Annotated in this window: 25 protein-coding genes; 17 read left to right on the top strand and 8 right to left on the bottom strand. The window is 68.5% G+C overall.

Annotated features, from left to right (window positions below; all coding sequences use genetic code 11):
* Positions 1 to 18: 18 nt before the first annotated feature.
* Genes ngcE through EV653_RS20525 form a run of 5 tightly spaced genes read left to right on the top strand, consistent with a single transcriptional unit; the run spans position 19 to position 4554 of the window.
* Positions 19 to 1362 (top strand): N-acetylglucosamine/diacetylchitobiose ABC transporter substrate-binding protein, encoded by a 1344-nt coding sequence (gene ngcE, locus EV653_RS20545; protein WP_134105346.1) that lies wholly within the window; start codon positions 19 to 21, stop codon positions 1360 to 1362.
* A gap of 58 nt (positions 1363 to 1420) precedes the next feature.
* Positions 1421 to 1822 (top strand): hypothetical protein, encoded by a 402-nt coding sequence (locus EV653_RS20540; protein ID WP_166679501.1) that lies wholly within the window; start codon positions 1421 to 1423, stop codon positions 1820 to 1822.
* A 51-nt stretch (positions 1823 to 1873) separates the two neighbouring features.
* Positions 1874 to 2929, top strand: a complete 1056-nt coding sequence (trpS, locus tag EV653_RS20535; RefSeq protein ID WP_134105345.1) for a tryptophan--tRNA ligase — start codon at positions 1874 to 1876, stop codon at positions 2927 to 2929.
* A gap of 16 nt (positions 2930 to 2945) precedes the next feature.
* Complete coding sequence (locus tag EV653_RS20530) at positions 2946 to 3458, top strand: 2'-5' RNA ligase family protein (protein WP_134105344.1); 513 nt, start codon at positions 2946 to 2948, stop codon at positions 3456 to 3458.
* 28 nt (positions 3459 to 3486) lie between these two features.
* Entirely contained in the window at positions 3487 to 4554 is a 1068-nt protein-coding gene (locus tag EV653_RS20525; RefSeq protein ID WP_134105343.1) for a YihY/virulence factor BrkB family protein, read from the top strand.
* Here the strand turns inward: EV653_RS20525 and EV653_RS20520 are convergent.
* Both EV653_RS20520 and EV653_RS20515 read right to left on the bottom strand, forming a co-directional pair.
* Positions 4551 to 5678, bottom strand: coding sequence for a D-alanyl-D-alanine carboxypeptidase family protein (locus EV653_RS20520; protein WP_134105342.1), 1128 nt, complete (start codon positions 5676 to 5678; stop codon positions 4551 to 4553). The two genes, EV653_RS20525 and EV653_RS20520, sit on opposite strands and share 4 nt — an antisense overlap.
* A gap of 57 nt (positions 5679 to 5735) precedes the next feature.
* Positions 5736 to 6680: a zinc metalloprotease gene (locus EV653_RS20515; protein WP_134105341.1), complete on the bottom strand. Its 945-nt coding sequence runs from the start codon at positions 6678 to 6680 to the stop codon at positions 5736 to 5738.
* Between the two features lie 146 nt (positions 6681 to 6826).
* On the opposite strand from EV653_RS20515, the gene EV653_RS20510 reads away from it, so the two are divergent.
* The 9 genes from EV653_RS20510 (at position 6827) to EV653_RS20470 (ending at position 16863) form a co-directional block, all read left to right on the top strand.
* Positions 6827 to 7075: a hypothetical protein gene (locus EV653_RS20510; RefSeq protein WP_134105340.1), complete on the top strand. Its 249-nt coding sequence runs from the start codon at positions 6827 to 6829 to the stop codon at positions 7073 to 7075.
* Between the two features lie 67 nt (positions 7076 to 7142).
* Positions 7143 to 8495: a glutamine synthetase family protein gene (locus EV653_RS20505; RefSeq protein ID WP_238159918.1), complete on the top strand. Its 1353-nt coding sequence runs from the start codon at positions 7143 to 7145 to the stop codon at positions 8493 to 8495.
* Complete coding sequence (locus tag EV653_RS20500) at positions 8476 to 9183, top strand: gamma-glutamyl-gamma-aminobutyrate hydrolase family protein (RefSeq protein ID WP_134105339.1); 708 nt, start codon at positions 8476 to 8478, stop codon at positions 9181 to 9183. The genes EV653_RS20505 and EV653_RS20500 overlap by 20 nt, the downstream gene beginning before the upstream one ends.
* On the top strand, positions 9180 to 10526 hold the full coding sequence (locus EV653_RS20495; RefSeq protein ID WP_134105338.1) for an aldehyde dehydrogenase family protein: 1347 nt from the start codon (positions 9180 to 9182) through the stop codon (positions 10524 to 10526). Before EV653_RS20500 ends, EV653_RS20495 begins: the two co-directional genes overlap by 4 nt.
* Complete coding sequence (locus EV653_RS20490) at positions 10527 to 11303, top strand: 3-oxoacyl-ACP reductase (RefSeq protein ID WP_134105337.1); 777 nt, start codon at positions 10527 to 10529, stop codon at positions 11301 to 11303.
* Positions 11304 to 11312: 9 nt separating this feature from the next.
* Positions 11313 to 12032 (top strand): FadR/GntR family transcriptional regulator, encoded by a 720-nt coding sequence (locus EV653_RS20485; RefSeq protein ID WP_134105336.1) that lies wholly within the window; start codon positions 11313 to 11315, stop codon positions 12030 to 12032.
* A gap of 94 nt (positions 12033 to 12126) precedes the next feature.
* Positions 12127 to 13629 carry an amino acid permease gene (locus EV653_RS20480; RefSeq protein WP_134105335.1) on the top strand — a complete coding sequence of 501 codons (1503 nt, stop codon included), beginning with the start codon at positions 12127 to 12129 and terminating at the stop codon, positions 13627 to 13629.
* 240 nt (positions 13630 to 13869) lie between these two features.
* Positions 13870 to 16632: a helix-turn-helix transcriptional regulator gene (locus EV653_RS20475; protein ID WP_134105334.1), complete on the top strand. Its 2763-nt coding sequence runs from the start codon at positions 13870 to 13872 to the stop codon at positions 16630 to 16632.
* The gene (locus EV653_RS20470) at positions 16633 to 16863 is read left to right on the top strand and encodes an SCO4848 family membrane protein (protein WP_134105333.1); all 231 of its coding nucleotides are present in this window, start codon (positions 16633 to 16635) and stop codon (positions 16861 to 16863) included.
* Here the strand turns inward: EV653_RS20470 and EV653_RS20465 are convergent.
* Positions 16835 to 17629, bottom strand: a complete 795-nt coding sequence (locus EV653_RS20465) for a helix-turn-helix transcriptional regulator (protein ID WP_134105332.1) — start codon at positions 17627 to 17629, stop codon at positions 16835 to 16837. The two genes, EV653_RS20470 and EV653_RS20465, sit on opposite strands and share 29 nt — an antisense overlap.
* 23 nt (positions 17630 to 17652) lie before the next feature.
* Between EV653_RS20465 and EV653_RS20460 the strand changes: the two genes are divergently transcribed.
* A complete protein-coding gene (locus tag EV653_RS20460) occupies positions 17653 to 18480 on the top strand; it encodes a M55 family metallopeptidase (RefSeq protein WP_134105331.1) in 828 nt (275 codons plus the stop codon).
* Here EV653_RS20460 and EV653_RS20455 read toward each other — a convergent pair.
* Positions 18455 to 19189, bottom strand: a complete 735-nt coding sequence (locus EV653_RS20455; RefSeq protein ID WP_134105330.1) for an alpha/beta fold hydrolase — start codon at positions 19187 to 19189, stop codon at positions 18455 to 18457. The two genes, EV653_RS20460 and EV653_RS20455, sit on opposite strands and share 26 nt — an antisense overlap.
* Positions 19190 to 19243: 54 nt before the next feature.
* Here EV653_RS20455 and EV653_RS20450 point away from each other — a divergent pair, with 54 nt between their 5' ends.
* Together EV653_RS20450 and EV653_RS20445 are read left to right on the top strand one after the other, a co-directional pair.
* Positions 19244 to 19654, top strand: a complete 411-nt coding sequence (locus EV653_RS20450) for a MarR family winged helix-turn-helix transcriptional regulator (RefSeq protein ID WP_134105329.1) — start codon at positions 19244 to 19246, stop codon at positions 19652 to 19654.
* A 44-nt stretch (positions 19655 to 19698) separates the two neighbouring features.
* Entirely contained in the window at positions 19699 to 20121 is a 423-nt protein-coding gene (locus tag EV653_RS20445) for a DUF2000 domain-containing protein (RefSeq protein WP_238159917.1), read from the top strand.
* A gap of 18 nt (positions 20122 to 20139) precedes the next feature.
* Here EV653_RS20445 and EV653_RS20440 read toward each other — a convergent pair whose 3' ends face one another.
* The 4 genes from EV653_RS20440 to EV653_RS20425 form a co-directional block, all read right to left on the bottom strand.
* Complete coding sequence (locus tag EV653_RS20440) at positions 20140 to 21303, bottom strand: WD40/YVTN/BNR-like repeat-containing protein (RefSeq protein ID WP_134105328.1); 1164 nt, start codon at positions 21301 to 21303, stop codon at positions 20140 to 20142.
* A 130-nt stretch (positions 21304 to 21433) separates the two neighbouring features.
* Positions 21434 to 22138, bottom strand: a complete 705-nt coding sequence (locus tag EV653_RS20435; RefSeq protein WP_134105327.1) for a succinate dehydrogenase iron-sulfur subunit — start codon at positions 22136 to 22138, stop codon at positions 21434 to 21436.
* Entirely contained in the window at positions 22138 to 23880 is a 1743-nt protein-coding gene (gene sdhA / locus EV653_RS20430) for a succinate dehydrogenase flavoprotein subunit (RefSeq protein ID WP_134105326.1), read from the bottom strand. Before sdhA ends, EV653_RS20435 begins: the two co-directional genes overlap by 1 nt.
* A gap of 10 nt (positions 23881 to 23890) precedes the next feature.
* A complete protein-coding gene (locus EV653_RS20425) occupies positions 23891 to 24346 on the bottom strand; it encodes a succinate dehydrogenase hydrophobic membrane anchor subunit (protein WP_134105325.1) in 456 nt (151 codons plus the stop codon).

Raw genomic sequence — 24346 nt, 5'->3', positions numbered from 1 at the left:
AAGTACTAGCCTGCCGAAATGCTGAAACGGCGGACATTGCTGCAGGGTACGCTGGCCGGCGTGGTCCTGAGCGGCTGCTCATCGGCTCCGCCGGCCCGGACCGTCTCCCCTCAGAACCCGTTCGACGTCGACGCGAACGCTCCGCTCGATGTCGTGACCAGCGAGGAGTACGGCGGGTTCGCGGCGGCGGCGTACCGGAGGAAGTATCCGAGCGCCGTCGTCACGCCGAAGGTGACGCCGCAGCTGTCGGACGCCCTGCTGCCGCGGTTCGCCGCGGGCAACCCGCCAGACGTCGTGCTCAGCACCGGCGACCAGGAGCTCGAGCTCGGCCGGTTGGTGAAGGACGGCCAGCTCACGGACCTGCAGCGGTTGCTGGATGCGCCGTCCTGGGATAACCAGGCCGCGAAGGTCAAGGACCAACTGCTGTCGGAGCTGCTCGACATCGGCCGGTACGACGGAACGCAGCGGACGCTCAACTACGTCGCAACCGTCTACGGGCTGTGGTACTCGGCCAGCCTGTTCCAGACCAACGGCTGGGACGTCCCGCACACCTGGCCGGATTTGCTTGCCCTCGGCACCGATATGAAGGCGGCCGGAATCGGCCCGTTCATCTACGCCGGCGCCCATCCGTACTACGTCCTCGAGTTGGTCCTCACGCTGGCGGCCAAGACCGGCGGAGCGGACGTGCTGAAACGGATCGACAACCTCGACGCGGGCGCCTGGAAGGACGAGAGCGTCACGCGGGCGATCGCCGCGGTCGGCGAGCTGGCCAAACGGGGCCTGATCGCCGCGGGTAGCGCGCAGTACGACCACATCGGCTCGCAGAAGCGCTTCCTCGCCTCGAAGGCCGGGATGCTGCCGTGCGGGAACTGGCTCGAGAACGAGATGAAGGGGTTGATCCCGCAGCGGTTCGGGCTGACGATGTTCGCCGTACCGCCGCTGGATGCGTCGCCGGCGCTCGCCAGCGGGCTGCATGTGGCGGCGACCGCGCCGTTCCTGGTGCCGGAGAAAGCGAAGAACAAGGCCGGCGGGCTCGAGTACATCCGGGCGCTACTGTCCCAGGACGTCGCGGCGCAAGTGAGCTCCGAGTCCAACCAGCTCACGATCGTCCGCGGCGCGGCCGACGGGCTGGAGATTGGTACGGCGCTCCGCTCCGCCCGCGACCTGCTGACGGCGGCCGGTGACCAGATCATCACCTGGTACTTCGACAGCTGGTACCCGGACTTCGCGAACGCGGCCGCCGCCGCGACCGGGCAGTTCCTGGCCGGCGGGCTGCAGCAGTCTGAGTGGACCGCGCGGATCCAGGCCGCCGCGGACAAGCTCAAACAGGACAACGCCGTGACGAAGTACCACCGGGACTGACATATTCCTATCGCCGTCGGGCGCTGCTCGCCGTACTCTCGTGCTGAGGGGTGGCGTCATGGGATGGCTCGGAGTAGCGGTTCTGTTCTTGATGCTCTGCGCCCTGCTCGGCCTCCTGCTCCCGAGCCCGCCGCCGCCTCGCTGGCGGCGCCGGCTGCAGCGTCTGACGGCGCAGGCACACGGTCGTCTCCGCCGGCGTCCGATCCCGCCGCCGGACCCGTTCGACACGCTCCGGCTGCAGACCCGGCTCGGCACGTTGTCCACCAAGATCCGCCGGGTGGAGTCCACGCCGCACGTCTACGCGAAGGCTCATCGCCTGATGGCGCTGGAGGCGGCGTACGACGACCTCCTGGACGAGGCGTGCCGCCTGGCCGGCGTACCGGACCCCGAGGTCGAACAACCCGAAGAGAAGCGCTGGCAGGAGGAACAGGAACTGGCCTCCCGAGGGTGGTCCTGGTAGGTATACCGCCCGGTTGATGACCGCGACACGGACGCTGGCAGAATCGGGCGTATGTCCCAAGCTGCGTCTGACCCCTCCGCAGCCGGTTCCCCGCGGCGCCCTCGCGTGCTGTCCGGGATCCAGCCGACGGCGGACTCCTTCCACTTCGGCAACTACCTCGGCGCGGTGCGGCAGTGGGTGGCCCTGCAGGAGGACCACGAGGCGTTCTACTGCGTCGTCGACCTGCACGCGATCACCGTGGAGTACGAGCCGAAGGCCCTCCGCGAGCGCACCCGCCGGTCCGCGGCGCAGCTGCTCGCGGCCGGTATCGACCCGGAGCGGTCCACCCTGTTCGTCCAGTCGCACGTGCCCGAGCACGCCCAGCTGAGCTGGGTGCTCGGCTGCATCACGGGCTTCGGCGAGGCCAGCCGGATGACGCAGTTCAAGGACAAGTCCGCCAAGGGCGGCGCCGACCGCGCCACCGTCGGCCTGTTCACGTACCCGATCCTGCAGGCCGCGGACATCCTGATCTACCAGGCCGACCGCGTCCCGGTCGGTGAGGACCAGCGCCAGCACCTCGAGCTGACCCGCGACCTCGCCCAGCGGTTCAACCACCGCTTCGGCAAGACGTTCCGGCTGCCCGAGCCGTACATCGTCAAGGAGACCGCGAAGATCTCCGACCTGCAGGACCCGTCCGCCAAGATGAGCAAGTCCAGCTCGTCCCCGGCCGGCATCATCGACCTGCTCGACGACCCGAAGGTCAGCGCGAAGAAGATCCGGTCCGCGGTCACCGACTCCGGCCGCGACGTGATCTTCGACCAGGAGAACAAGCCCGGCGTCGCGAACCTGCTGACGATCTACTCCGCGCTCACCGGCCGCAAGATCAGCGAGCTCGAGGACGAGTACGCCGGCCGCGGGTACGGCGACTTCAAGAAGGACCTGGCCGAGGTCGTGGTCGAGTTCGTCACGCCCTTCCGGGAGAAGACGCTCGGCTACCTCGACGACAAGGCGCAGCTCGACGCGATCCTCGCCGCCGGTGCCGAGCGGGCCCGCGCGGTCACCGAGCCGACCCTGGCCCGGGTCTACGACCGGCTCGGCTTCGTCGCCGGCCCGCCCCAGGGCCGGTAGGCCGCCGATGACGCCGATGACGACGATCGGTGTCGCGATCCCGATCGCGGAGCCGTACGGCTCGGAGCTGCAGAAGTTCCGGGCCGACTTCGGCGATCCGATGGCCGCGTCGATCCCCACCCACGTCACGCTGCTGCCGCCGACCGAGATCGAGGCGACCGACCTGGGCGTGATCGACGAGCACCTGCTCGCGGTCGCCGCCCGGTTCCCGCGGTTCCGGATCCGGCTGCGCGGTACGGCGACGTTCCGGCCGATCTCGCCGGTGGTGTTCGTGCCGCTGGCCGAGGGCATCTCGTCGTGCGAGGTGCTGCAGTCGCAGGTGCGTTCCGGCCCGCTGCAGATCGACCTGCGGTTCCCGTACCACCCGCACGTCACGGTCGCGCACGACCTGGACAAGGACGCCCTCGACCGCGCGTACGACGCGCTCTCGGAGTACGACTGCGCCTTCGACGTCGAGTATTTCAGTCGTTACGAACACGGCACGGACGGCGTGTGGCGGCCGCAGCGGTCGTTCCCGCTGGCAGGCTGAGCCTCCTCGTCGCGGGTACAGGAGACTCATGAAACAGCTCAAGCGCGCCTGGAAACGGTTCAGCCGGAGCCAGCTGTGGCGGGCCTGGCAGCGCTACGGCAACCGGCGCGGCAACCGGCTGGCCGGCGCGACGAGCTTCTTCGGGTTCCTGTCGCTGTTCCCGCTGATCGTGCTGGCCGCTGCGATCATCGGGCCGCTGCTCGGTGAGAAGGCGATCGAGACCCTGAAGGAGACTCTCGAGAAGAACCTGCCGGGCGTCGGCGACAAGATCGACATCGACAGCCTGATCGCTCACGCCGGAACCATCGGGCTGGTGTCCGGAATCTCACTGCTGCTGACCGGGCTGGGGTGGATCGACTCGCTCCGGGCCTCGATCCGCTCGATGCACGAGCTCGACGACGAGCCCGGCAATGTGGTCAAGCTCAAGGTCGTCGACCTCGGTGCGCTGCTCGGCCTCGGCCTGATCGGCGTGATCGCCACCGGCGCCTCGTCGATCCTGACCGGGCTGTCGAGGCGGATCGTCGACGCCGCCGACCTCCAAGACACCTGGTTGGCGCACGGCGGCCTGGGCACGGTCAGCGCGGTGCTGGGGATCGCCGCGGGCGCCGTGCTGTTCCTGTACATGCAGACCGCGTTGCCCCGGATCCTCCTGCCGCGGAGGGTCGCGCTGATCGCCGCGCTGGCCGGCGGGGTCGTGTTCTATCTCGCGCAGCGGCTCGGCAACCTCTACGTGAACCACGTGATCGGCACGAACGCGGCGTACGGCGCGCTGGCGTTGCCGCTCGCACTGCTGGTGTGGACCTACCTGATGACCCGGGTGATCATGCTGATCGCGGCGTGGACGAAGGAAGCGACGCTCGACCTGGAGAAGACCGAGTCGGAGAGCCCGGAGGCGGTCGAGGAGGCCGAGGAGGCTCAGCAGTCCAAGGAGCGCGAGCCGTTGCTGCTCGGGCCGCCGGGCAAGCGGTACAAGGTGGTGCCTGTCCCGCAGCGGAAGGCGGACACGGTCGCGGTGGCGGCCGGTGCGGTGCTGGGCGCGACGCTTACCACGGTGGCCGTCCAGTTCACGCGAGCGGTGCGCTCAGTACGTCGTTAGTGACGGCGCCGGCGGAGTGTGCGCGGTCGGCGGAGGAAGAGGCCGAGGAGCAGGACGGGCGGTCCGGCGTACGTCCAGACGGGGACGCGGAAGGCGAGGGACTGGACGGCCTGGCCGGGGCTCAGGACCGTCCGGCTGCGCTGTGGCCGGGCGATGCCCGAAGCGGGCTTGTCCGCGGGCTTGCCCTGCGTCGTGGTCTTCGGCGGCCCTTCGGCCTTCACCAGCGTGCCGACCGGCTTGAGCTTGCTGTAGTTGGTGAATGTCCAGGTCAGCAGGTTGCTGGCGTCTTCGGTGATGCCGTGCGGCGCGTTCATCATCGTGACGACCAGCGTGTGGCCGTTGCGCCGGGCGGCGCCGACGAACGTGTTCCGGGCCAGCGTGGTGTAGCCGGTCTTCACACCGAGCGCGCCGTCGTAGTTGAACAGCAGTTTGTTCTGGTTCGCGACCTGGTACGTGCCCTTGTTGCCGGCGTTCGGGAAGTTCGTGAACTTGGTCGACGCGTACTTCGCGAAGTCCGGGCGCGCGAGCCCCGCCTGCGCGAACAGGGCCAGGTCGTACGCGCTGGAGTACTGCCCGTCGGCGTCGAGACCGGTCGGGTCGGTCACGTGCGTGTCGAGCGCGCCGATCTCCTTGGCCTTCGCGTTCATCCGCTGGATGGTCGCGGGGATGCCGCCCTCGTCGTGGGCGCAGAGCGCGTGGACGGCGTCGTTCCCGGAGGCCAGGAACATGCCCTGGAAGAGCAGGTCGACGGTGTAGTGCAGGCCGGGGTACACACCGACCTTGCTACCGATGATCCCGGCGTCGGCGTCCGAACCGATCACCGGATCGGTCTTCTTCAGCCTCGGCAGCAGGACGAGGGCCGTCAGCGTCTTGAGCGTGCTGGCCGGGCGGAGCTTGGCGTGCGGGGCCTTCGCCGCGAGTACCTGACCGGTGTCCAGGTCGGCCACGACGTACGCCGACGCCTGCACGGCCGGCGGTGCCGCCCCGTCGGCGACCACCGTCGGCTTCGCCGTCAGCAGGTCGCCGCCGACCGGGCCTTGTGGGCCCTGGTCGGCGGCGGCAGCTGTCAGAGGTCCGGAGGCCACCAGGGCGGTGGTCGCGCAGGCCGTCAGAAGCAAACGCATCGCGGGCACTCTAGTTGCCCGACGGTGCAGATGTCACAGTCGGGTCTCATGCCCCGATCAGGCACGGTAGGCGGTCCACATGTTGCTCATGCGGGTTGACTGGCCGGGCGTGAACTGGTTGTAGCAGGAGTCGTAGGAGTAGTCCATGTAGTTGTGGATCGGGTCCAGCCCCGGCAGCGAGCAGGAGTCCCGACCGGTCGGGCAGCCGCTGGAGGCGCTGCTCTGGGCCGGCGTGTCGGACACCGAGTCGTTCGTGCTCGTGCAGCCGCCCTGGAACGTGTGGTAGAGCCCGAACCAGTGGCCGGCCTCGTGGGACGCGGTCTTGCCGAGGTTGTAATTGGTCGCCGAACCGCCGGGCAGCGAGCTGTACTGGACCCGGATGCCGTCGATGCTCGGGTTGCTCGCGTAGTCCCACGGGAACGTCGCGATGCCGAGGTACGAGAAGTCGACCAGCCAGATGTTCAGGGCGTTCTTACCACCCTTGCGCGTTTGTGACCGGTACTGCGTGCTCTGGCGGTCGTTGTGCCAGTTGTTGTTCTTGTAGCGGTCGGTGCCGGCCAGGTAGAACGTGAAGCCGGTGTTCGCGGCCTGCGACGACTCCTGACCCGCGTAGTCCTGGTTCAACTCGGCGATCTGCTGGTCGATCTGGCTCGCGGTGACGTCGCCGGCGCCGGACGTGCTCAGCATCACGTGGACGTAGACCGGGACGCTTGCCGCGGCCAGCGTGCCGGCCGCGGGTGCGAGTCCACGGGCCTGCTTGGCCTTCAGGATCTGCGCCGTCCTGGCGTCGATGGCCTTCTGCTCGGCCACCGACAGGTCGCGGTGGTCGGCACCGAAGCCGCCACGCGCGGCGGCTCCGTTCTCCGGCGTGAAACACGCCGGGTTCCCGGTCTGGTTGACAGGCAACTGAGCAGTCGCCTGTCCCCCCAACGGGCTGAAAGCAAGCGCCGTACCGGCCAACAGAACGGCCAGGGCGCGGGGACGGGTTACGAAAGATCGCATAGCGGTCCTCCAGAATCGGGCCACTTGGGCGGTGCGGCCGAATCCGCCGATTTTCCCCACCATCCCGCGAAGTGCCAACCAGTTCCGTGTCCGTCGAGTGCCAAGGCACCAGAGCGCCGACAACGCCCTGTGGCAGGCTGACTTCGATGACGAACCCGGCGCTGCTGAGGCGCTTCTTCGATGACGAGGCGGACGACTATGTACGCCGTACGCTGCTCGCCGAGGCCGCGCGTCGTGAAACCGGCCGTCGGGAGTTCACCTTCAACGTGGTCGACGTTCTGCTCGACTTCGACGCCAGGACGGTGACGCTGAGCGATGTGCTTACCGCCGGGACCGAGCTTGAGCTACCTCTGGACGACTTCCTCGCGAGACTCAGGGCCTCCCGCCAGCGATGAAGGTGGCATTGACACGGAGCCGCCAGGTTGAGTCAATGGACTGGACGTAGACCAATAGACTCCGGGAGTGGCCGTGTTGGGTGTGGAGGAGTTGCGGGGGCTGGTGGAGGCCGGTGAGGTTGACACGGTGCTGGTCGCGATCACCGATATGCAGGGGCGGTTGCAAGGGAAGCGGTGTGGGGCTCGGTACTTCCTGGAGGAGGTGCTGAAGCACGGGACCGAGGGGTGTAACTACTTGCTGGCTGTCGACGTGGACATGAATACCGTGGACGGCTACGCGATGTCGTCGTGGGAGCGTGGGTACGGCGACATGGTGATGGCGCCCGATCTCGACACGCTCCGGCTGGTTCCGTGGCTCGAAGGTACGGCGATGGTGTTGTGCGACGTGCAGTGGCTGGACGGACAGCCGGTCGTCGCCTCGCCGCGGCAGGTGCTGCGCAAGCAGCTCGACCGGCTCGCGGAGAAGAACCTCAAGGCGTACGTCGGGACCGAGCTCGAGTTCATGGTCTTCGACGACACGTACGAGACCGCCTGGAACAAGCGATACACCGGCCTCACTCCGTCGAACCAGTACAACGTCGACTACTCCCTCGTCGGCACCTCCCGGATCGAGCCGCTGTTGCGCGACATCCGCAACGGCATGACCGGCGCCGGCCTGTACGTCGAGTCCGCGAAGGGCGAGTGCAACCTCGGCCAGCACGAGATCGCCTTCCGGTACGACGAAGCGCTCACCACTTGCGACAACCACTCGATCTACAAGACCGGCGCGAAGGAGATCGCCGCGAAGCACGGCAAGAGCCTCACGTTCATGGCGAAGTACGACGAACGTGAAGGCAACTCCTGCCACATCCACCTGAGCTTCCGCTCCACCGACGGCGATCCCGTCCTCGCCGGCGACCGTGACCACGGGTTCTCGCAGGTGATGGAGCACTTCATCGCGGGACAGCTCGCCTCCCTGTCGGAGTTCACCTACCTCCTTGCCCCGAACATCAACTCCTACAAGCGATTCGCGAAGGGCAGCTTCGCGCCGACCGCGATCGCGTGGGGTCTGGACAACCGCACCTGTTCGCTGCGCGTGGTCGGCCACGGCGACTCGCTCCGGGTCGAGAACCGCCTCCCCGGCGGCGATGTGAACCCGTACCTCGCCGTCGCCGCGATCATCGCCGCCGGCCTGCACGGCATCGAGAACGAGCTGGAACTCGAGCCGCTGCTCGAAGGCAACGCGTACGAGTCCGACAAGGATCACGTGCCGTCCACCCTGCGCGAGGCCGCGGCGCTGTTCACCGGCTCGAAGCTGGCGCGTGAGGCGTTCGGCGACGAGATGGTCGACCACTACGCGAACGCCGCGCGGGTCGAACTCGACGCGTACGACGCCGCCGTCACCGACTGGGAGCGGGTCCGTGGTTTCGAACGACTCTAGACGTCCGCGCATCGGCATCACGACGTACCTGGAGCCGGCGACCTGGGGCATCTGGCACCGCGAGGCCGCGCTGATTCCGCGGGTCTACCTCGACGCCGTCGCGGCGGCCGGCGGCACACCACTCCTGCTGCCACCCGTCGGCACCGATCCGTCCGTGCTCGAGATCCTCGACGGTCTCGTCATCGCCGGTGGATGCGATGTAGACCCAGCGTCGTACGCCGCGACGCCGCATCCCGAGACCGTCGACACCAGGCCAGGGCGGGACGATCACGAAACCGTCCTGATCCGAGCGGCTCTCGACCGGGATCTTCCGCTGCTCGCGATCTGCCGCGGCCTGCAGATGCTGAACGTGGCGCTGGGCGGGACCTTGCACCAGCACCTGCCCGACGTCGTCGCCCACGACGAGCACCGACCGCGGCCCGCGGTCTTCGGCGCCACCGAGGTGAAGGTCGAGCCCGGCACACTCACCGCGCGGATCCTCGGCGACAGCGCGACCGGCAGCTGCTACCACCACCAGGCCCTCGACGTCATCGCGCCGGCCTTGAAGGTCACCGCCCGCGCCGGCGACGGGACCGTGGAAGCCGCCGAGGTGGAGGGCAAGGACTTCGCACTCGGCGTGCAGTGGCATCCGGAAGAGACCCCAGAGGACCTGCGGCTGTTCACCGCGTTGATCAGGAGCACCACATGACTTACGACGTACTCAACCCGGCCACCGAGAAGGTGATCCGGACCATCGAGCTCGCCGGCGAGGCCGAGGCCGACGCCGCGATCGCGAAAGCGGCCAAGGCCTTCGAGACCTGGCGGAACGTGAACCCGGCCGACCGCGGCAGGCTGCTCAGGCGGTTCGCCGACGCGGTCGACGCGGACCTGGAGAACCTGGCCGCGGTGGAGGTCGAGAACGCCGGCCACACGATCGGCAACGCCCGCTGGGAGGCGGGCAACGTCCGCGACGTCCTGACGTACTACGCGGCCGCGCCGGAGCGCCTGTTCGGCAAGCAGATTCCTGTTGCCGGCGGCATCAATGTGACGTTCCAGGAACCGCTCGGCGTGGTCGGCGTGATCGTCCCGTGGAACTTCCCGATGCCCATCGCAGGCTGGGGTTTCGCCCCGGCCCTTGCCGCAGGCAACACCGTCGTCCTCAAGCCGGCCGAGCTCACCCCGCTCACCGCGATCCGCCTCGGCGAGCTCGCCCTCGAAGCGGGCCTGCCGCCGGGCGTGTTCGAAGTCGTCCCCGGTCCCGGGAAGACGGTCGGGCAGCGGTTCGTCACCCACCCGGATGTCCGCAAGATCGTCTTCACCGGATCCACCACGGTCGGCAAGCAGATCATGGCCGGATGCGCGGACCAGGTGAAGCGGGTGACGCTCGAGCTGGGCGGCAAGTCCGCGAACGTCGTCTTCGCGGACGCGGACCTGGAGAAGGCGGCAGCGCAGGCGCCGTACGGCGTCTTCGACAACGCGGGGCAGGACTGTTGCGCGCGGTCGCGGATTCTCGTGGAACGCACGGTGTACGACCGGTTCATGGAGTTGCTCGAGCCCGCGGTGAAGAACTTCAAGGTCGGCGATCCGAGTGATCCGGCGTCGGAGATGGGGCCGCTGATCTCCAAGGCCCAGCTCGAACGGGTCGCGTCGTACACCCAGGAACCAGCGTTTCAGGGGACGGCGCCGGCCGGGCCCGGTTTCTGGTTCCCGCCGACCGTGCTGGCGCCCCCGAGCGACAGGGCGGCACGGGAGGAGATCTTCGGGCCGGTCGTGGCGGTGATTCCGTTCGAGGACGAGGCCGACGCGGTGCGGATCGCGAACGACAGCGAGTACGGGCTGTCCGGCTCGATCTGGACACGGGACGTCGGTCGGGCGATCCGGGTCGCTCGCGGGGTCGAGGCCGGCAACCTCTCGATCAACTCGAACTCGTCGGTGCGGTACTCGACACCGTTCGGCGGTTACAAGCAGTCCGGCCTCGGCCGGGAGCTCGGCCCGGACGCGCTGAACGCGTTCACCGAGACCAAGAACATCTTCATCAGCACGGAGGACTGAATGGACGTCAAGGCGCATCGGCTCGAGGGCCGCGTCGCGGTGGTGACCGGCGGGGCCAGCGGGATCGGTCTGGCCACGGTGCGGCGGCTCGCCGCGGAGGGCGCGCACGTCGTGATCGGTGACCTCGATCCGGACGCCGGCAAACAGGCCGCGGACGAGGTCGCCGGCCTGTTCGTCGCGACCGACGTGACCGATGCCGCCGCCGTGGAGAACCTCTTCAAGCAGGCCTTCGACACCTACGGCAGCGTGGACATCGCGTTCAACAACGCGGGCATCTCGCCGCCCGACGACGCGTCGATCCTGGATACCGGGCTGGAGGCGTGGCGCAAGGTCCAGGAGGTCAACCTGACCTCGGTCTACCTGTGCTGCAAGGCCGCAATCCCTTACATGCAACGGCAGAACAAGGGCTCGATCATCAACACCGCGTCGTTCGTCGCGGTGATGGGCGCGGCGACCTCCCAGATCTCGTACTCCGCCTCCAAGGGCGGCGTGCTGGCGATGAGCCGCGAGCTCGGGGTGGAATTCGCTCGGCAGGGGATCCGGGTGAACGCGCTCTGCCCGGGCCCGGTGAACACGCCGCTGCTGACCGAGCTGTTCGCGAAGGACCCCGAGCGGGCCCAGCGCCGGCTCGTCCACGTCCCGATGGGCCGCTTCGGTGAACCCGACGAGATCGCCGCCGCGGTCGCCTTCCTCGCGAGCGACGATTCGTCCTTCATCACCGCCAACACCTTCCTCGTCGACGGGGGAATCTCCGGCGCCTATGTGACACCGATCTAGTCTGGGGGCATGGTCGTTCAGGCAGACGAGGCGGTGTTCCGGCCGGTCCGGGCCGGGAACCCGTTCGAGGAGACGGTCGAGCGGTTGCTACAGGCAATCAAGCTCGGTGTCGTCGTGCCCGGCGACCGGTTGCCGCCGGAGCGCGAGCTCGCGGCCCGGCTGAACGTCAGCCGGGTCACGCTCCGGGAGGCGATCCACGCACTCACCGAGGCCGGGTACGTCGAGTCCCGCCGAGGGCGGTACGGCGGCACGTTCGTCAACGAGCAGCTGCCCAAACCCCGTCGTACGCCGGCCAAACGGCTCGCGCGTGACCTTGCCGACGGCCTGGATGACGCCCTCACGCTGCGGTTCGTGCTGGAGACCGGAGCCGCGGAAGCCGCCGCGAACCGGGAGTTGAGCGAAGCCGAACGCGACCATCTCGAACGCTGCCTCGCCGACACCTCGGCCGCCCGGCTCGCCGACTACCGCCGCCTGGACTCCCGCCTGCACCTGGCGATCGCCGAGGTGACCGGCTCGCCGTCGTTGACGTCCGCCATGGCCGACGTCCGCATGCGCCTGAACGAACTCCTCGACGCCATCCCCCTGCTCGAGCGCAACATCCAGCACTCCAACGAACAGCACCAGGCGATCGTCACCGCGATCCTCGCCGGCCACCCGGACGCCGCCCGCCAGGCGATGCAGGAACACCTCTCGGGTACGGCGGTCCTGCTGCACGGCTTTCTCGCCTGACTGCTTGACACTCGGGATGGCGGGTGCCTCAATTGCGTAAAGGTCTGGGGGAAGACCATTGAGGCGCTGTGTCTGGCTGGGTCTAGGAGGCTCAATGACTGACGACGAGGATCGCCTGCACCAACTGGGTTACGCACAGGAGCTGAACCGGACGATGTCCGGTTTCTCGAACTTCGCGGTGTCGTTCACGATCATCTCGATCCTGTCCGGCTGCTTGACGTTGTACGGGTTCGGGATGAACACCGGCGGCCCGGTGATGATCGTGTGGGGCTGGCCGATCGTCGGGCTGATGACGTTGTTCGTCGGCCTCGCCATGGCGGAGGTGTGTTCGAGCTACCCGACCGCGGGCGGCCTGTACTACTGGTCCGCGAAGCTGGCGCCGTCGAACGGTGCGGCCTGGTCGTGGTTCACCGGGTGGTTCAACTTCCTCGGCCAGGTCGCGGTGACGGCCGGCATCGACTTCGGAGCGGCGTTCTTCCTGAATGCGTTCCTCGATCTGCAGTTCGGGTTCAGTGCGACGCCGGGGCACACGATCCTGCTGTTCGGGCTGATCCTGCTGCTGCACGGCCTGCTGAACTCGTTCGGCGTGAAGCTGGTCGCGCGGCTGAACGACATCAGCGTCTGGTGGCATATCGTCGGTGTGCTGTTGATCGTCGGCGCGCTGGTGTTCGTGCCGGACAAGCACCAGTCGGCGTCGTTCGTGTTCGGCCACTTCGTGAACAACACCGGCTGGGGTTCGACGTTCTATGTCGCACTGCTCGGCCTGCTGCTGGCGCAGTACACCTTCACCGGGTACGACGCTTCGGCGCACATGACCGAGGAGACGCACGACGCGGCGCGCTCCGGTCCCCGTGGAATCGTGATGTCGATCCTGGTGTCGTTGGCAGCTGGATGGGTGCTGCTGATCGGCCTGACCTTCGCGATCCAGAACTACGACGGCGCGCTGCACAGCTCGACCGGCGTACCGCCCGCGCAGATCTTCATCGACGCGGTCGGCGCGGTGACCGGCAAGATCCTCTTGCTGGTCGTGATCGGGGCACAGCTGTTCTGCGGGATGTCGTCGGTGACGGCGAACTCGCGGATGATCTACGCGTTCTCCCGGGACGGCGCGCTGCCCGGCTCGAAGTTCTGGCACAAGATCAACCACCGCACGCGGACGCCCACCAACGCGATCTGGCTGGCCGCGGCCGGTGCGTTCATCCTCGGCCTGCCGTACCTGTGGAACGCGACCGCGTACGCCGCCGTCACGTCGATCGCGGTGATCGGCCTCTATATCGCCTACGTCCTGCCGACGCTGCTCAGACTCCTCCAGGGTGACCGTTTCCAGCCCGGCCCCTGGAACCTCGGCCGCTGGAGCCGCCCGATCGGCATCGTGGCGATCGTGTGGGTCGCCTTCATCACGATCCTGTTCATGCTTCCCCAGGTCAGCCCGGTCACCGCTAGCACCTTCAACTACACCCCGATCGCCGTGTTGGTCGTGCTCGGCTTTGCGGCGGCGTACTGGTTCGTGTCCGCCCGTCACTGGTTCACCGGTCCGAAGGTCCAGGGCAGCGAGGCGGAACTCGCCGCCATAGAACGCGATCTCGAGTCGATCTAGTCCTGCGTTCAACCGCCTGCCGCGCAAGATCGCGGCAGGCGGTTGAACTTTGTCTACAACCGCAGACCATCCGGTGCCCCGGCACGATCGTGCCGTCGCGACTGCTCGGATCTGGGCAAGAGTCGGTGACAGGATGGTGACCATCGAATTTCCACCTGTGACACTTGTCGTGTCGAACGGTCGTTTCCTGTGATAATCAACGAGGGCCACTTCGACAGGGATCGGCCTTCGGGGAGCTAGATGACTGACGACGAACTGGTCGGCCGTGCTGGACTGGTTGAGCGCGCTACCAAGCAGCTCGAGACCAGTGGAAGCGTGCTGCTGTACGGCCCGACCGGTATCGGCAAGTCCGCTCTCGGGCGGGCCCTCGTCGCGGATCGCGGCCGGAAGGGCTGCCGGATTCTCAGTGCGGCCCCGTCCAACTCCGAGGCCGGCCTCCCGTACGTCACGCTTCTCGACCTGCTGTCCAACCAGCTCGAGTTCGCCTGGGGCGTGCTCCCGGATCACCTCCGCCAGCCGCTCGAGGTCGCGCTGCTGAAGGCGAGCGCCCCGGACACGGTGCGCGACGAGCTCGCCGTACGCCTCGCCGTCCTGCATGTACTGCGTCGCTTGGCCACGACCGGGCCGGTGCTGCTGGTCGTCGACGACATCCAGTGGGTGGATCCCTCAAGCCTCGAGGTGCTGACGTTCTGCGCCCGCCGGCTGTCCGAGGGCGTGCATCTGCTCGCCACCGAGCAGGTGGCCGACGGCGATCTGCCGATGATGGTCGACGCGTGCCCGGAGCCCGTGCTGCAGCTCGAGGTTCCGCCGCTGACCGAGCCGGACGTTCTCGCGCTCCTTCGTCAACGCCTCTCGAACCCGCTCCCGGTCCGCACCGCCCGCCGCATCTTCACCGCGAGCGCGGGTAATCCGTTCATGGCCCTCGAGCTCGGTCGCGCCGTACTGCGGCATCCGAAGAGCGTCTCGCCGAACGACCCGCTCCCGGTGTCCAGCCGCCTCAAGACGCTGCTCGGCGACCGCCTCTCCACGCTCGAGCCTGCCGCGCACGAGCTGCTCCTGCACGCCGCGTCGTCGCCGCGCCCGACCACGACCCAGCTCGCCCGGTCCCTCGATCGCCCGATCGAGGCCGACCTGGCCGAGGCCGAGTCCCTCGGGCTGATCGACATCGCCGCCGAGCGCCTTCGCTTCACCCACCCGCTGCTCCGCGAGTTCGTGTACGCCGAGGCGACATCGGCCGCCCGCCGACAGGCCCATGCCCGGCTGGCGGCCGTGGTCGACGAGCCGGTCGAGAACGCGACGCACCGCGCCCTCGCCACCCAGGAGGCCGATCCGGAGCTGGCCGCCGCGATCGAAGAGGCCGCGACCGTCGCCGCCGGCCGCGGCGCGCCCGGCGCCGCTGCGACCCTGTGGCGATTGAGCGCCGAGCGTACGCCGATCACGCGGCCCGACGACCGCGCCCGACGTCTGACCCGGGCTGCCGATGACGCCGCGGCCGCTGGTCATCTTGCGGAGTCGGCCGACATGGCGCAGTACGCCGTACAGGCCGCGACGAAGCCGGAGACGAAGGTGCCCGCGCTGCTGCTCAGCGCGGATGCGGTCTGGCCGGAGCGCGATCGCCGGGTCGAGCTGCTCGCGGAGGCGTTCGCGGCCGCGAAGGGCGACAAGCGGCTCGAGGCACGGGTGCGGATCGAGCGTAGTCACAGCCACTACTTCGATCGCAGCCTGGACGACGCGCAGGAGGACGCCCGCGTCGCCGAAGCGTTGGCGCGCGAGGCGGGTGACACCGAGGCGATCGTCGATGCGTTGAGCGCAGCGAGCTCGGTGTTGATGGCGCGTGACGCCGAGGAATCCGCCGACGCCGTGCTCGAGCAGGCTGCCGAGCTGGCGAAAGGACTGCCGCTCACGAAGACCGTGGTGAACGCCCGCCAGATGGCCGCGATGCGGGAGCTGTTCCGCGGGCGGATGGACGAGGCGATCGCCCGGATCACGGCGCTGGTCGACGACGTCCGCGACCATGGCGCGATGCGCTGGCTCGCGTCCGTCCTGATCTCGGCGACCGCGATCTACGAGCGCAGCGGGCGCGGCGCCGACGCACTGGCCGCCGGTCACGAGTGCTACCAGCTCATGCAGGACATCGGTGACGAGGCCGAGGTCGGCATGGTCATCGCCAGTCGCGCCGAGTGGGTCGGCGGTTCGGCGGCCATGGGCCGGCAGCTCGCCGAGGCGGCGCTCGAAGGCGTCCGCCTGGTCGGGAACGACGAGTGGACCGGGCCGGCGCTCGCGAGCATCGGGCTGATGGCCGTGCTGACCGGCGACCCGCAGCGCGCGGTCGAGTCCTTCGACGCGATCGCAGCGTCGGGCGAGGCCGCGATGCCGTACGACCCGGCGGTGATCCCGTGGCACGCGGACTACGCAGAGGCCCTCGTCGCGGCCGGCCGGCTGGACGACGCGGCCGCGTTGATCGCCGAGATCCGGACCCGCGCCGAGAACCTCGACCGTGAAGTGATCATGATCGGCCTGGCGCGGTCGGAGGCGCTGCTGATCGCCAAGCAGGGCGACCCGGCCGCGGCCCTCGACCTGCTCGAGAAGACGATCAGTACGGCGGGGGACCGGGTCTACCCGCTCGACCTAGCGCGCTGCGAACTCACCCGCGGCCGCGTCGCCCGGCAGGCTCGTCGCCGTTCGGTCGCTCGGACCGCGTTCCTGGATGCGATCGAGCAGTTCGAGGCGTACGGCTCTCCGGCCTGGCGCGAGGTGGCCGAGACCGAGCTGGCGCGCCTCGACGTACCGAGCCGGAGCCGGCAGCCCTCGGAGCTGACCGACAACGAGCAGCAGATCGTCTCGATGGTCCGCGACGGCTCCACCAACCGCGAGATCGCCGCGGCCCTGTACCTGTCGGTGAAGGCGGTCGAGTCCCAGCTGACCCGCCTGTACCGGCGCTTCGGGGTCGCCAACCGGACCCAGCTGCTCCGGATGGTGGACCGGCCTGGTCACAATGGCTAGGTGAAGCTCGAACGGAAACACGCTCTCGTCCTGCTCGCCATCGCGGCCTGGAACGTCATCACCTATCTGCGCTTCATCAAAGCGCTGATCGACACCGAGGGGCGCCCGACCGGGTACTACGTGGCGCACACGATCCTGGTCATCGTGAACCTGCTGATCGCCGCGCTGCTCGGCACCTGGGGTGTGCGCGCGTACAAGGCGTCTAAGGCCTCACAAAGCTCGCCGGTGTGACACCGAGCAGTTTCCGGAAGTGCCGGTTGAGGTGTGACTGGTCGTAGAACCCGGCCAGCGTCGCCACCTCGGCGGCCGGATGCCCGTCGAGCAGGTACCGACGGGCAAGATCGACCCGCCGGCCGGTGAGGTACCGGTGCGGCGGCATGCCGTACTCGCGGCTGAACGCCCGCACAAGATGCGCTGGATGCGCATGCACCACCTTCGCCGCATCCTCCAGCGTGATCCCGTCGGTCACCTTCGAGTCCAGCAGTTCACGCAGCTTCACGGCCACGCCGGAGTCGTAGCGATCCGATGGGGCGACCACGGCACGACGTAGGTGCTGCGAGAGTCGCTCCTCGATCAACGTCAGCCGGCTCTGCGCCTCGAGATCCTCCTGCCCGTCACGGAGCACTCGATGCAACTGGTGGATCCGGTGTCTGAGGAGCGGGTCGACGTACTCCGGTTGATCGACGGCCGCGCCGATCAGATGGTCGCCGCCGAGCCGGTCAGGCGCCAGGTACAGCACCCGCTTCCGGAACCCCTGGGGCAGGACCGACCGGCCGTCGTGCGGCACGTGCGGTGGCAGCAGCGAGACCTGCGCCTGGGCCAGACCGTGCTCGCGGTGGTCCAGGTCGTACCGGACCGCGCCCTCGTCGACGATCAGCACGGTCCACGCGTCGTGGGTGTGCGTCGGGTACGCGTGCGACGGGAAATGGGCGTGCAACACCTCGACGACCCCGGTCAGTCCGGGCCGCCACGCCCGGACCTCGGCGCCGCTGCTCATACTCAGAACATACGCTGCAGGGCGTGAAGGTATACGTGAGCGCGGACATGGAAGGCATCACCGGACTGGTCGACGCGGAGGACGTCCAGCCGCCGGGGCGGGATTACGAGCGCAGCCGGGTGATGATGACGGAGGACGTGAACGCCGCCATCCGCGGTGCGTACGCCGCCGGCGCGACCGCCGTACTGGTGAACGACGCCCACGGCCCGATGCGCAACCTCCTCCCCGACCTCCTCGACCCGCGCGCCCGCTTGATCAAGGGCCGGCCGAAGCCGATGGGGATGATCGAGGGCCTGTCTGCCGAGTACGACGCGGTGCTCTGTATCGGCTTCCACGCCCGCGCCGGTGTGCTCGGCGTACTGAGTCACAGCTTCATGGGCCACGAGATCGAGGACATCTGGCTCGATGACCGTCCCACTGGCGAGATCGGCCTCCTCCACGCGGCGGCAGCGGCGTACGGCGTACCTGTTGCCCTCCTGACCGGTGACGACGCTGCCTGCGACGAAACGAAGTCCTGGGACCCCACGGTCGCCACCGTCCCGGTCAAGTTCGCAAAGGACCGGTTCGCGGCCCAGTTGGTCCCGGTCGCCGAGGCTCGCCAGTCCATCGAGACCAGCACCACCGATGCGTTGGCCAACCTGACCACCCCGCCCGCGGAGAGCGGTCCACACCGCCTGACGGTCCGCTGGCAGTCGGCCTCCGTCGCCTTGCACCTCGCGGCAATCCCCGGCGTCGACCGGCAGGACGACCGCACGGTGACCGTCGAAGGCGACATGCTCCAGCTCTACCGCCTCTTCAACCTGTTCCTGCGCGTCTGCACAGCCGTCACCTCGAACCCGCCGTACTGCTGAGGACCTTCAGGAGGAGGTCGGGGCTTTCCAGCTGGGGGAGGTGGCCGGTGTTTTCGAGGAGTTCGAAGGTGGCGTCGGGGATGGCATCGGCGTACGCGCGACCGTAGACGGCGTCGGCGATGCGGTCGCTGTCGCCCCAGATGACCGTGGTGGGGACGGTGATCGCGGCCAGCCGGGTCTGCAGGGTCGGGTCTTCCATCGTCGCGGCGTAGACGGCCAGGGCGGCTCTGTTGCCGGCTAATTGCGCCTGGGCGGCGGGTGGGAGCTGGGTCGGGTCGATGCGGAACGCGTCCGGGTTGTAGTAACTGAGCTCGGCCAGCTCGGGGAACGTCAGCGAGATGAAGTCCGCGACCGGATGCCCGGGGACCTGCAGGCCGACGCCGTCGACGATCACCAGCGAGGTGACGCGGGGCGAGTCGAGGAGGGCGAGCTCGGCCGCGATCCAGCCGCCGATCGAATTGCCGATCACCAGCACGTCATCGAGATCGAGCCGGTCGAGCAGGTCGGCGTACGACGTGGAGAGGCCGGCGATCGTGGTGAGGTCGTCGGGGCGCGGGGTCCCGCCGAAGCCGGGATGGGTGGGTACGACGACGTGGGCGGGCAGCTCGGCCGCCAGGCGTACGCCGAAGGGCGTGACGGTCTGCGGACCGCCACCACCGTGAAGTAACAGGACGGGTCGGCCGCTGCCGTGCTCCTCGAAGGTCTGCATATAAGGAACCTTAGATCAGGTTGCTTATATAAACAACCTGCTATTGTGAGTGCCGTGGAGCCTTCCGTGCAGGACATCGGGATCGCGGTCAAGCGGTTGCAGTGGCGTCATCACACCGAGGCGAGCAAGCGGCTGGCCGAGCTCGGCGTCTCGCTGCCGCAGTGGGACGTCCTCCGCCGGTTGCACGAGGCGCCGGACGCGTCGTTGCACGATCTGGCGCAGCTCACGTTCCAGACCGATCAGTCGATGGGCTCGCTGGCCACCCGGATGATCGCCCGCGGGCTGATCGAGCGGGTCGACGGCCGCGGTCGCGCCGTACGCCACGCGGTGACCCCGGAGGGCGAGCGGATCCGCAAGGCCGGCGCCGAGATCCTCGAGTCGGTGCTCACCGAGTCGCTCAGCCCGTTGAGTGCGGCCGAGCGGTCGACGTTGCACAAGCTGCTGACGAAGGTCGGACAGGCTTAAAACGTACAAGACCGTCGCCGGGGTCGCGGGTGAGGATCGGTGCTGTGGATGAGCCGATCAGATTCGATACGAAGATCGCCGTACTGTTGCGCGACGATCTGGCGGTGTGGCAGCGGTTGAACGTGACCGCGTTCCTGGTCAGCGGGATCGCGGCGACGCACCCGGAGGTCGTGGGCGAGCCGTACGAGGATGCGGACGCGACGATGTACCTGCCGATGTTCCGGCAGCCGGTGCTGGTGTTCGAGGGCAGCAAGGAGTTCATGGCGACGGCCCACGAGCGCGCGCTGCGCCGCGAGATCGAGCACGCCGTCTTCACCCAGGACTTGTTTGCTACCGGCAACGACCGCGACAATCGCGCGGCGGTGAAGGCGGTGTCGACCGCGGACCTCGACCTGGTCGGGATGGCCTGCTACGGGCCGAAGAACGCGGTCGACAAGGTGCTCAAGGGCGCAGCCATGCACCACTGAGCTCCGGCACGCAGGGCGTCAGCGGGGCGCGAACTTCGTCCAGGTGGCGCCCTCGTCGGTGCTCAGGACGACCTCCGTCGTACGCCGCTTCGGCACCTCGAAGCCGTACATCAAGTGCTGGTCCCCGGCGAGATCGGCGAGATCACCCGGGTAGCCGCGGTCCAGGTCGGCCGCCCCGTCCCGCACCCGGTACAGCCGCGGCCGGTCGTTCGGCCGGCCGCCGAGCATCATCGCCGTACCGTCGTCGAACGCGAGCGGCGGCGTGTTCAGGCTCTGCGGCGGGTGCTGGACGAGGGTCCAGGTCGCCCCGCGGTCGTTCGAGATGCGCATCTTCGCGACCGCCTGCCCGGTGTCGCCGACGATGACCGAGGTCGTCACCACCGTCCGGCCGTCCGGGCTGACCGCGAGCTTCCCGAGCTGGTTGTGGTTGTCCAGCGCCTGCGACTGCCAGGACTTCCCGCCGTCGTCGGTCCACAGGATGTCGGTCCGCCCGATCCCGCTCAGCACCCAGCACCGCCCGGTCGTGTCGCAGACCGGCGACCGGCTTCCGCGGGTGTCGAGCATCCGGACCGACGACTCCTTGGGGTTCACCACCACGATCCGGCCCGGCACGACTTGGTCGGTCAGGATCTCGCCGGGCCCGAACGTCGACGTGGACAGCCGGTACCGCAGCCGGGTCAGCACCGGGCCGTCGTACGTCATCTGGAACATCATCGTGGTGTCGCCGGTGAGCGTGCCCTCGCGCGGCGGGGCGACCGCGATCGCCTCGTCGCCCGACGCCAGCGTCGCGTACGGGACCGGCCACTCCGGCGAGGTCGCTCGGGCGCCGTCGCGATCGAGTACGGCGGCGTACCGGCAGTTCGGGCCGCTGGTGCAGTCGGACCAGCCGGCCGCCCAGCGGTTCCGCGTCACCATCGTCATCGACAGCACCTGCGCCCGCTCGGCGTTCACCACGGTGGTCCCGGGCCGCCCGGCGGACGCGGGCTCGATGGCCACCGGCCCCGAGTCGGCGTCGACGCGGTGCGAGACCCAGAGCACCGTCGTCATGACGACGGACGCCAGGGCGGCCAGTACGCCGAGCACGAGCAGCGGCGGCTTGCTCCGCGGGATGCCGCAGCGCTCCAACAGCTCCACCAGCCGGGGGTAATAGCGGTCGAGGAACTCACGGACGCGCTGCTGCACACTCACCCCCCGGGCTGACGAGCAGCCTCTGTCCTCGCGAGGGCAGAGGCTGCGTGGCACGAATTGGCCGGGATGAAGTTTAGGCGACGCCAGGCGCAGTGAAGGCGTGCCCCTCGATCCCGCGCCGCCATCACACCCGGCGGAAGATGAGTGCTCGCTTCACTTCCTGGATCGCCTTGGTGACCTCGATACCGCGCGGGCAGGCGTCGGTGCAGTTGAAGGTGGTCCGGCAGCGCCAGACGCCTTCCTTGTCGTTCAGGATCTCCAGCCGCTGCTCGGTGCCCTCGTCACGGCTGTCGAAGATGAACCGGTGCGCGCCGACGATCGCCTGCGGGCCGAAGTACTGCCCGTCGGACCAGAACACCGGGCAGGACGTCGTACAGGCGGCGCACAGGATGCACTTGGTGGTGTCGTCGAAGCGGTCGCGGTCGGCCTGCGACTGGATCCGCTCCCGCGTCGGCTCATGACCGCTGGTGACCAGGAACGGCATCACCGCGCGGTACGCCTCGAAGAACGGGTCCATGTCGACGACCAGGTCCTTGAGCACCGTCAGGCCCTTGATCGGCTCGACGGTGATCTCCTTGTCCGGGTTCAGGTCCTTGATCAGCGTCTTGCAGGCCAGCCGGTTCCGGCCGTTGATCCGCATCGCGTCCGAGCCGCAGACGCCGTGCGCGCAGGACCGGCGGAAGGTCAGCGTGCCGTCCTGTTCCCACTTGATCTTGTGCAGCGCGTCCAGCACCCGGTCGGTCGGCTGCAGGGTGACGGAGTACGTCTTCCACTCGGCCTCGTCGACGACCTCGGGGTTGTACCGCAGGATCTTGACCTTGACGTCCATCAGTACTTGCGCTCCATCGGCTTGTAACGGGTCTGGACGACCGGTTTGTAGTCGAGCCGGATCGTCTCGTTGCCGTCGGCATCGACCTCGCGGTACGCCATCGTGTGCCGCATGAAATTGACGTCGTCGCGGGTGGCGTAGTCCTCGCGGAAGTGCCCGCCGCGGGACTCCTTGCGCTCCAGCGCCGACACCACCAGCACCTCGGCCAGATCGATCAGGAAGCCGAGCTCGACCGCCTCGAGCAGGTCGGTGTTGAACCGCTTGCCCTTGTCCTGGACCGCGACGTTCGCGAACCGGAGCTTGAGCGCCTCGATGTCGACCAGCGCCTGCTTCAACGAGCCCTCGGTCCGGTACACCTGCGCGTTCAGGTCCATCGTCGCCTGCAGGTCCGACCGGATCGCCGCGATCCGCTCCTCACCGGTCGAGTTGCGCAGGCCCTCGACCAGCTCCACGACGTACGCCTCGGGGTTCTCCGGGAGCTCCTCGAAGGTGGCCGTCTCGGCGTACTCCGCGGCCGCGATCCCGGCGCGCCGGCCGAACACGTTGATGTCGAGCAGCGAGTTCGTGCCCAGGCGGTTGGCGCCGTGCACCGAGACGCACGCGACCTCGCCGGCGGCGTACAGGCCCGGGATCACGTCGTCGTTGTTGGCCAGCGCCTCGCCCTTGATGTTGGTCGGGATGCCGCCCATCGCGTAGTGCGCGGTCGGGAACACCGGGATCTGCTCGGTGTACGGCTCCACGCCCAGATAGGTGCGGGCGAACTCGGTGATGTCCGGGAGCTTCGCGTCGATGTGCGCGGGCTCCAGGTGGGTCAGGTCGAGCATCACGTACGCGCCGTCCGGACCGCAGCCGCGGCCCTCGCGCACCTCGTTGGCCATCGCGCGGGCGACCATGTCCCGCGGCGCCAGGTCCTTCACGGTCGGCGCGTACCGCTCCATGAAGCGTTCGTTGTCCTTGTTCCGCAGGATGCCGCCCTCACCGCGGGCCGCCTCCGACAGCAGTACGCCGAGCCCCGCCAAGCCGGTCGGGTGGAACTGGAAGAACTCCATGTCCTCCAGCGGCAGGCCCTTGCGCCACACGATGCCCATGCCGTCGCCGGTGAGCGTGTGCGCGTTCGACGTCGTCCGGAAGACCTTGCCGAAACCGCCGGACGCGAAGATCACGGACTTGGCCGAGAACACGTGCAGCTCGCCGGTGGCCAGCTCGTACGCGACCACACCGCTGGCCTTGCCGTCGGTCATCAGCAGGTCGAGAACGTAGTACTCGTTGAAGAATTCGACGTTCTGCTTGATGCACTGCTGGTAGAGCGTCTGCAGGATCATGTGACCGGTACGGTCCGCCGCGAAGCACGAACGCCGTACGACGGCCTCACCGTGGTTGCGGGTGTGGCCGCCGAAGAACCGCTGGTCGATCTTGCCCTCGGCTGTCCTGTTGAACGGTAATCCCATCTTCTCCAGGTCAAGTACCGCGTCGACGGCCTCGCGGCACATCACCTCGGCCGCGTCCTGGTCGACCAGGAAGTCACCGCCTTTGACCGTGTCGAAGGTGTGCCACTCCCAGTTGTCCTCCTCGACGTTGGCCAGCGCGGCGCACATGCCGCCCTGGGCCGCGCCGGTGTGCGACCGGGTCGGGTAGAGCTTGGTGAGTACGGCGGTACGGGTCCGCTTGCTCGACTCGAGAGCGGCCCGCATTCCCGCGCCGCCCGCGCCGACGATGATGACGTCGTACTGGTGCTGCTGCATGAACTTCCTTTTATTTGCAGACCGACAACGTGGAGTTGGGGTCGAGGCAGGGGTCGAAGGTGAAGATCACCAGGGTGCCGAGGACGACGATCACGAGCGCCGCCGTGATCAGCAGCGCCTTGAGCCAGAACCGGGTCTGGTCCTTCTCGGCGTAGTCGTTGATGATCGTGCGCAGCCCGTTCGAGCCGTGCAGCATCGCCAGCCACAGCATCAGCAGGTCCCAGACCTGCCAGAGCGGGTTGGCCCACTTGCCGGCCACGAAGCCGAAGTCCAGCGCGGTGATGCCGCCGCCGAGCATCAGGTTCACGAACAGGTGCCCGAGCACGAGGATGACGAGCGCGAGCCCGGACAGCCGCATGAACAGCCAGCTGTACAGCTCGAAGTTGGTCTGGCCCGAGCGGTTCCGGCCGCCGCCCTTCAGGCTTCGCGCGCGGGAACTGGACCGGGGAGCAGCGATCTCGCTCAT

It is taken from the genome of Kribbella pratensis (assembly GCF_004365355.1).
GTDB lineage: Bacteria > Actinomycetota > Actinomycetes > Propionibacteriales > Kribbellaceae > Kribbella.
This window is presented reverse-complemented; position numbering and strand designations above follow the sequence as displayed.

What these genes read in the sequence shown, in the direction of transcription:
- EV653_RS20455 (WP_134105330.1), bottom strand. Translation starts at nt 19,189, where the DNA reads ATGCAGACCTTCGAGGAGCACGGCAGCGGCCGACCCGTCCTGTTACTT.
- EV653_RS20480 (WP_134105335.1), top strand. Translation starts at nt 12,127, where the DNA reads ATGACTGACGACGAGGATCGCCTGCACCAACTGGGTTACGCACAGGAG.
- EV653_RS20540 (WP_166679501.1), top strand. Translation starts at nt 1,421, where the DNA reads ATGGGATGGCTCGGAGTAGCGGTTCTGTTCTTGATGCTCTGCGCCCTG.
- EV653_RS20520 (WP_134105342.1), bottom strand. Translation starts at nt 5,678, where the DNA reads ATGCGTTTGCTTCTGACGGCCTGCGCGACCACCGCCCTGGTGGCCTCC.
- EV653_RS20530 (WP_134105344.1), top strand. Translation starts at nt 2,946, where the DNA reads ATGACGACGATCGGTGTCGCGATCCCGATCGCGGAGCCGTACGGCTCG.
- ngcE (WP_134105346.1), top strand. Translation starts at nt 19, where the DNA reads ATGCTGAAACGGCGGACATTGCTGCAGGGTACGCTGGCCGGCGTGGTC.
- EV653_RS20465 (WP_134105332.1), bottom strand. Translation starts at nt 17,629, where the DNA reads ATGAGCAGCGGCGCCGAGGTCCGGGCGTGGCGGCCCGGACTGACCGGG.
- EV653_RS20495 (WP_134105338.1), top strand. Translation starts at nt 9,180, where the DNA reads ATGACTTACGACGTACTCAACCCGGCCACCGAGAAGGTGATCCGGACC.
- EV653_RS20515 (WP_134105341.1), bottom strand. Translation starts at nt 6,680, where the DNA reads ATGCGATCTTTCGTAACCCGTCCCCGCGCCCTGGCCGTTCTGTTGGCC.
- EV653_RS20490 (WP_134105337.1), top strand. Translation starts at nt 10,527, where the DNA reads ATGGACGTCAAGGCGCATCGGCTCGAGGGCCGCGTCGCGGTGGTGACC.
- EV653_RS20485 (WP_134105336.1), top strand. Translation starts at nt 11,313, where the DNA reads ATGGTCGTTCAGGCAGACGAGGCGGTGTTCCGGCCGGTCCGGGCCGGG.
- EV653_RS20435 (WP_134105327.1), bottom strand. Translation starts at nt 22,138, where the DNA reads ATGGACGTCAAGGTCAAGATCCTGCGGTACAACCCCGAGGTCGTCGAC.
- EV653_RS20510 (WP_134105340.1), top strand. Translation starts at nt 6,827, where the DNA reads ATGACGAACCCGGCGCTGCTGAGGCGCTTCTTCGATGACGAGGCGGAC.
- EV653_RS20525 (WP_134105343.1), top strand. Translation starts at nt 3,487, where the DNA reads ATGAAACAGCTCAAGCGCGCCTGGAAACGGTTCAGCCGGAGCCAGCTG.
- EV653_RS20425 (WP_134105325.1), bottom strand. Translation starts at nt 24,346, where the DNA reads ATGAGCGAGATCGCTGCTCCCCGGTCCAGTTCCCGCGCGCGAAGCCTG.
- trpS (WP_134105345.1), top strand. Translation starts at nt 1,874, where the DNA reads ATGTCCCAAGCTGCGTCTGACCCCTCCGCAGCCGGTTCCCCGCGGCGC.
- EV653_RS20475 (WP_134105334.1), top strand. Translation starts at nt 13,870, where the DNA reads ATGACTGACGACGAACTGGTCGGCCGTGCTGGACTGGTTGAGCGCGCT.
- sdhA (WP_134105326.1), bottom strand. Translation starts at nt 23,880, where the DNA reads ATGCAGCAGCACCAGTACGACGTCATCATCGTCGGCGCGGGCGGCGCG.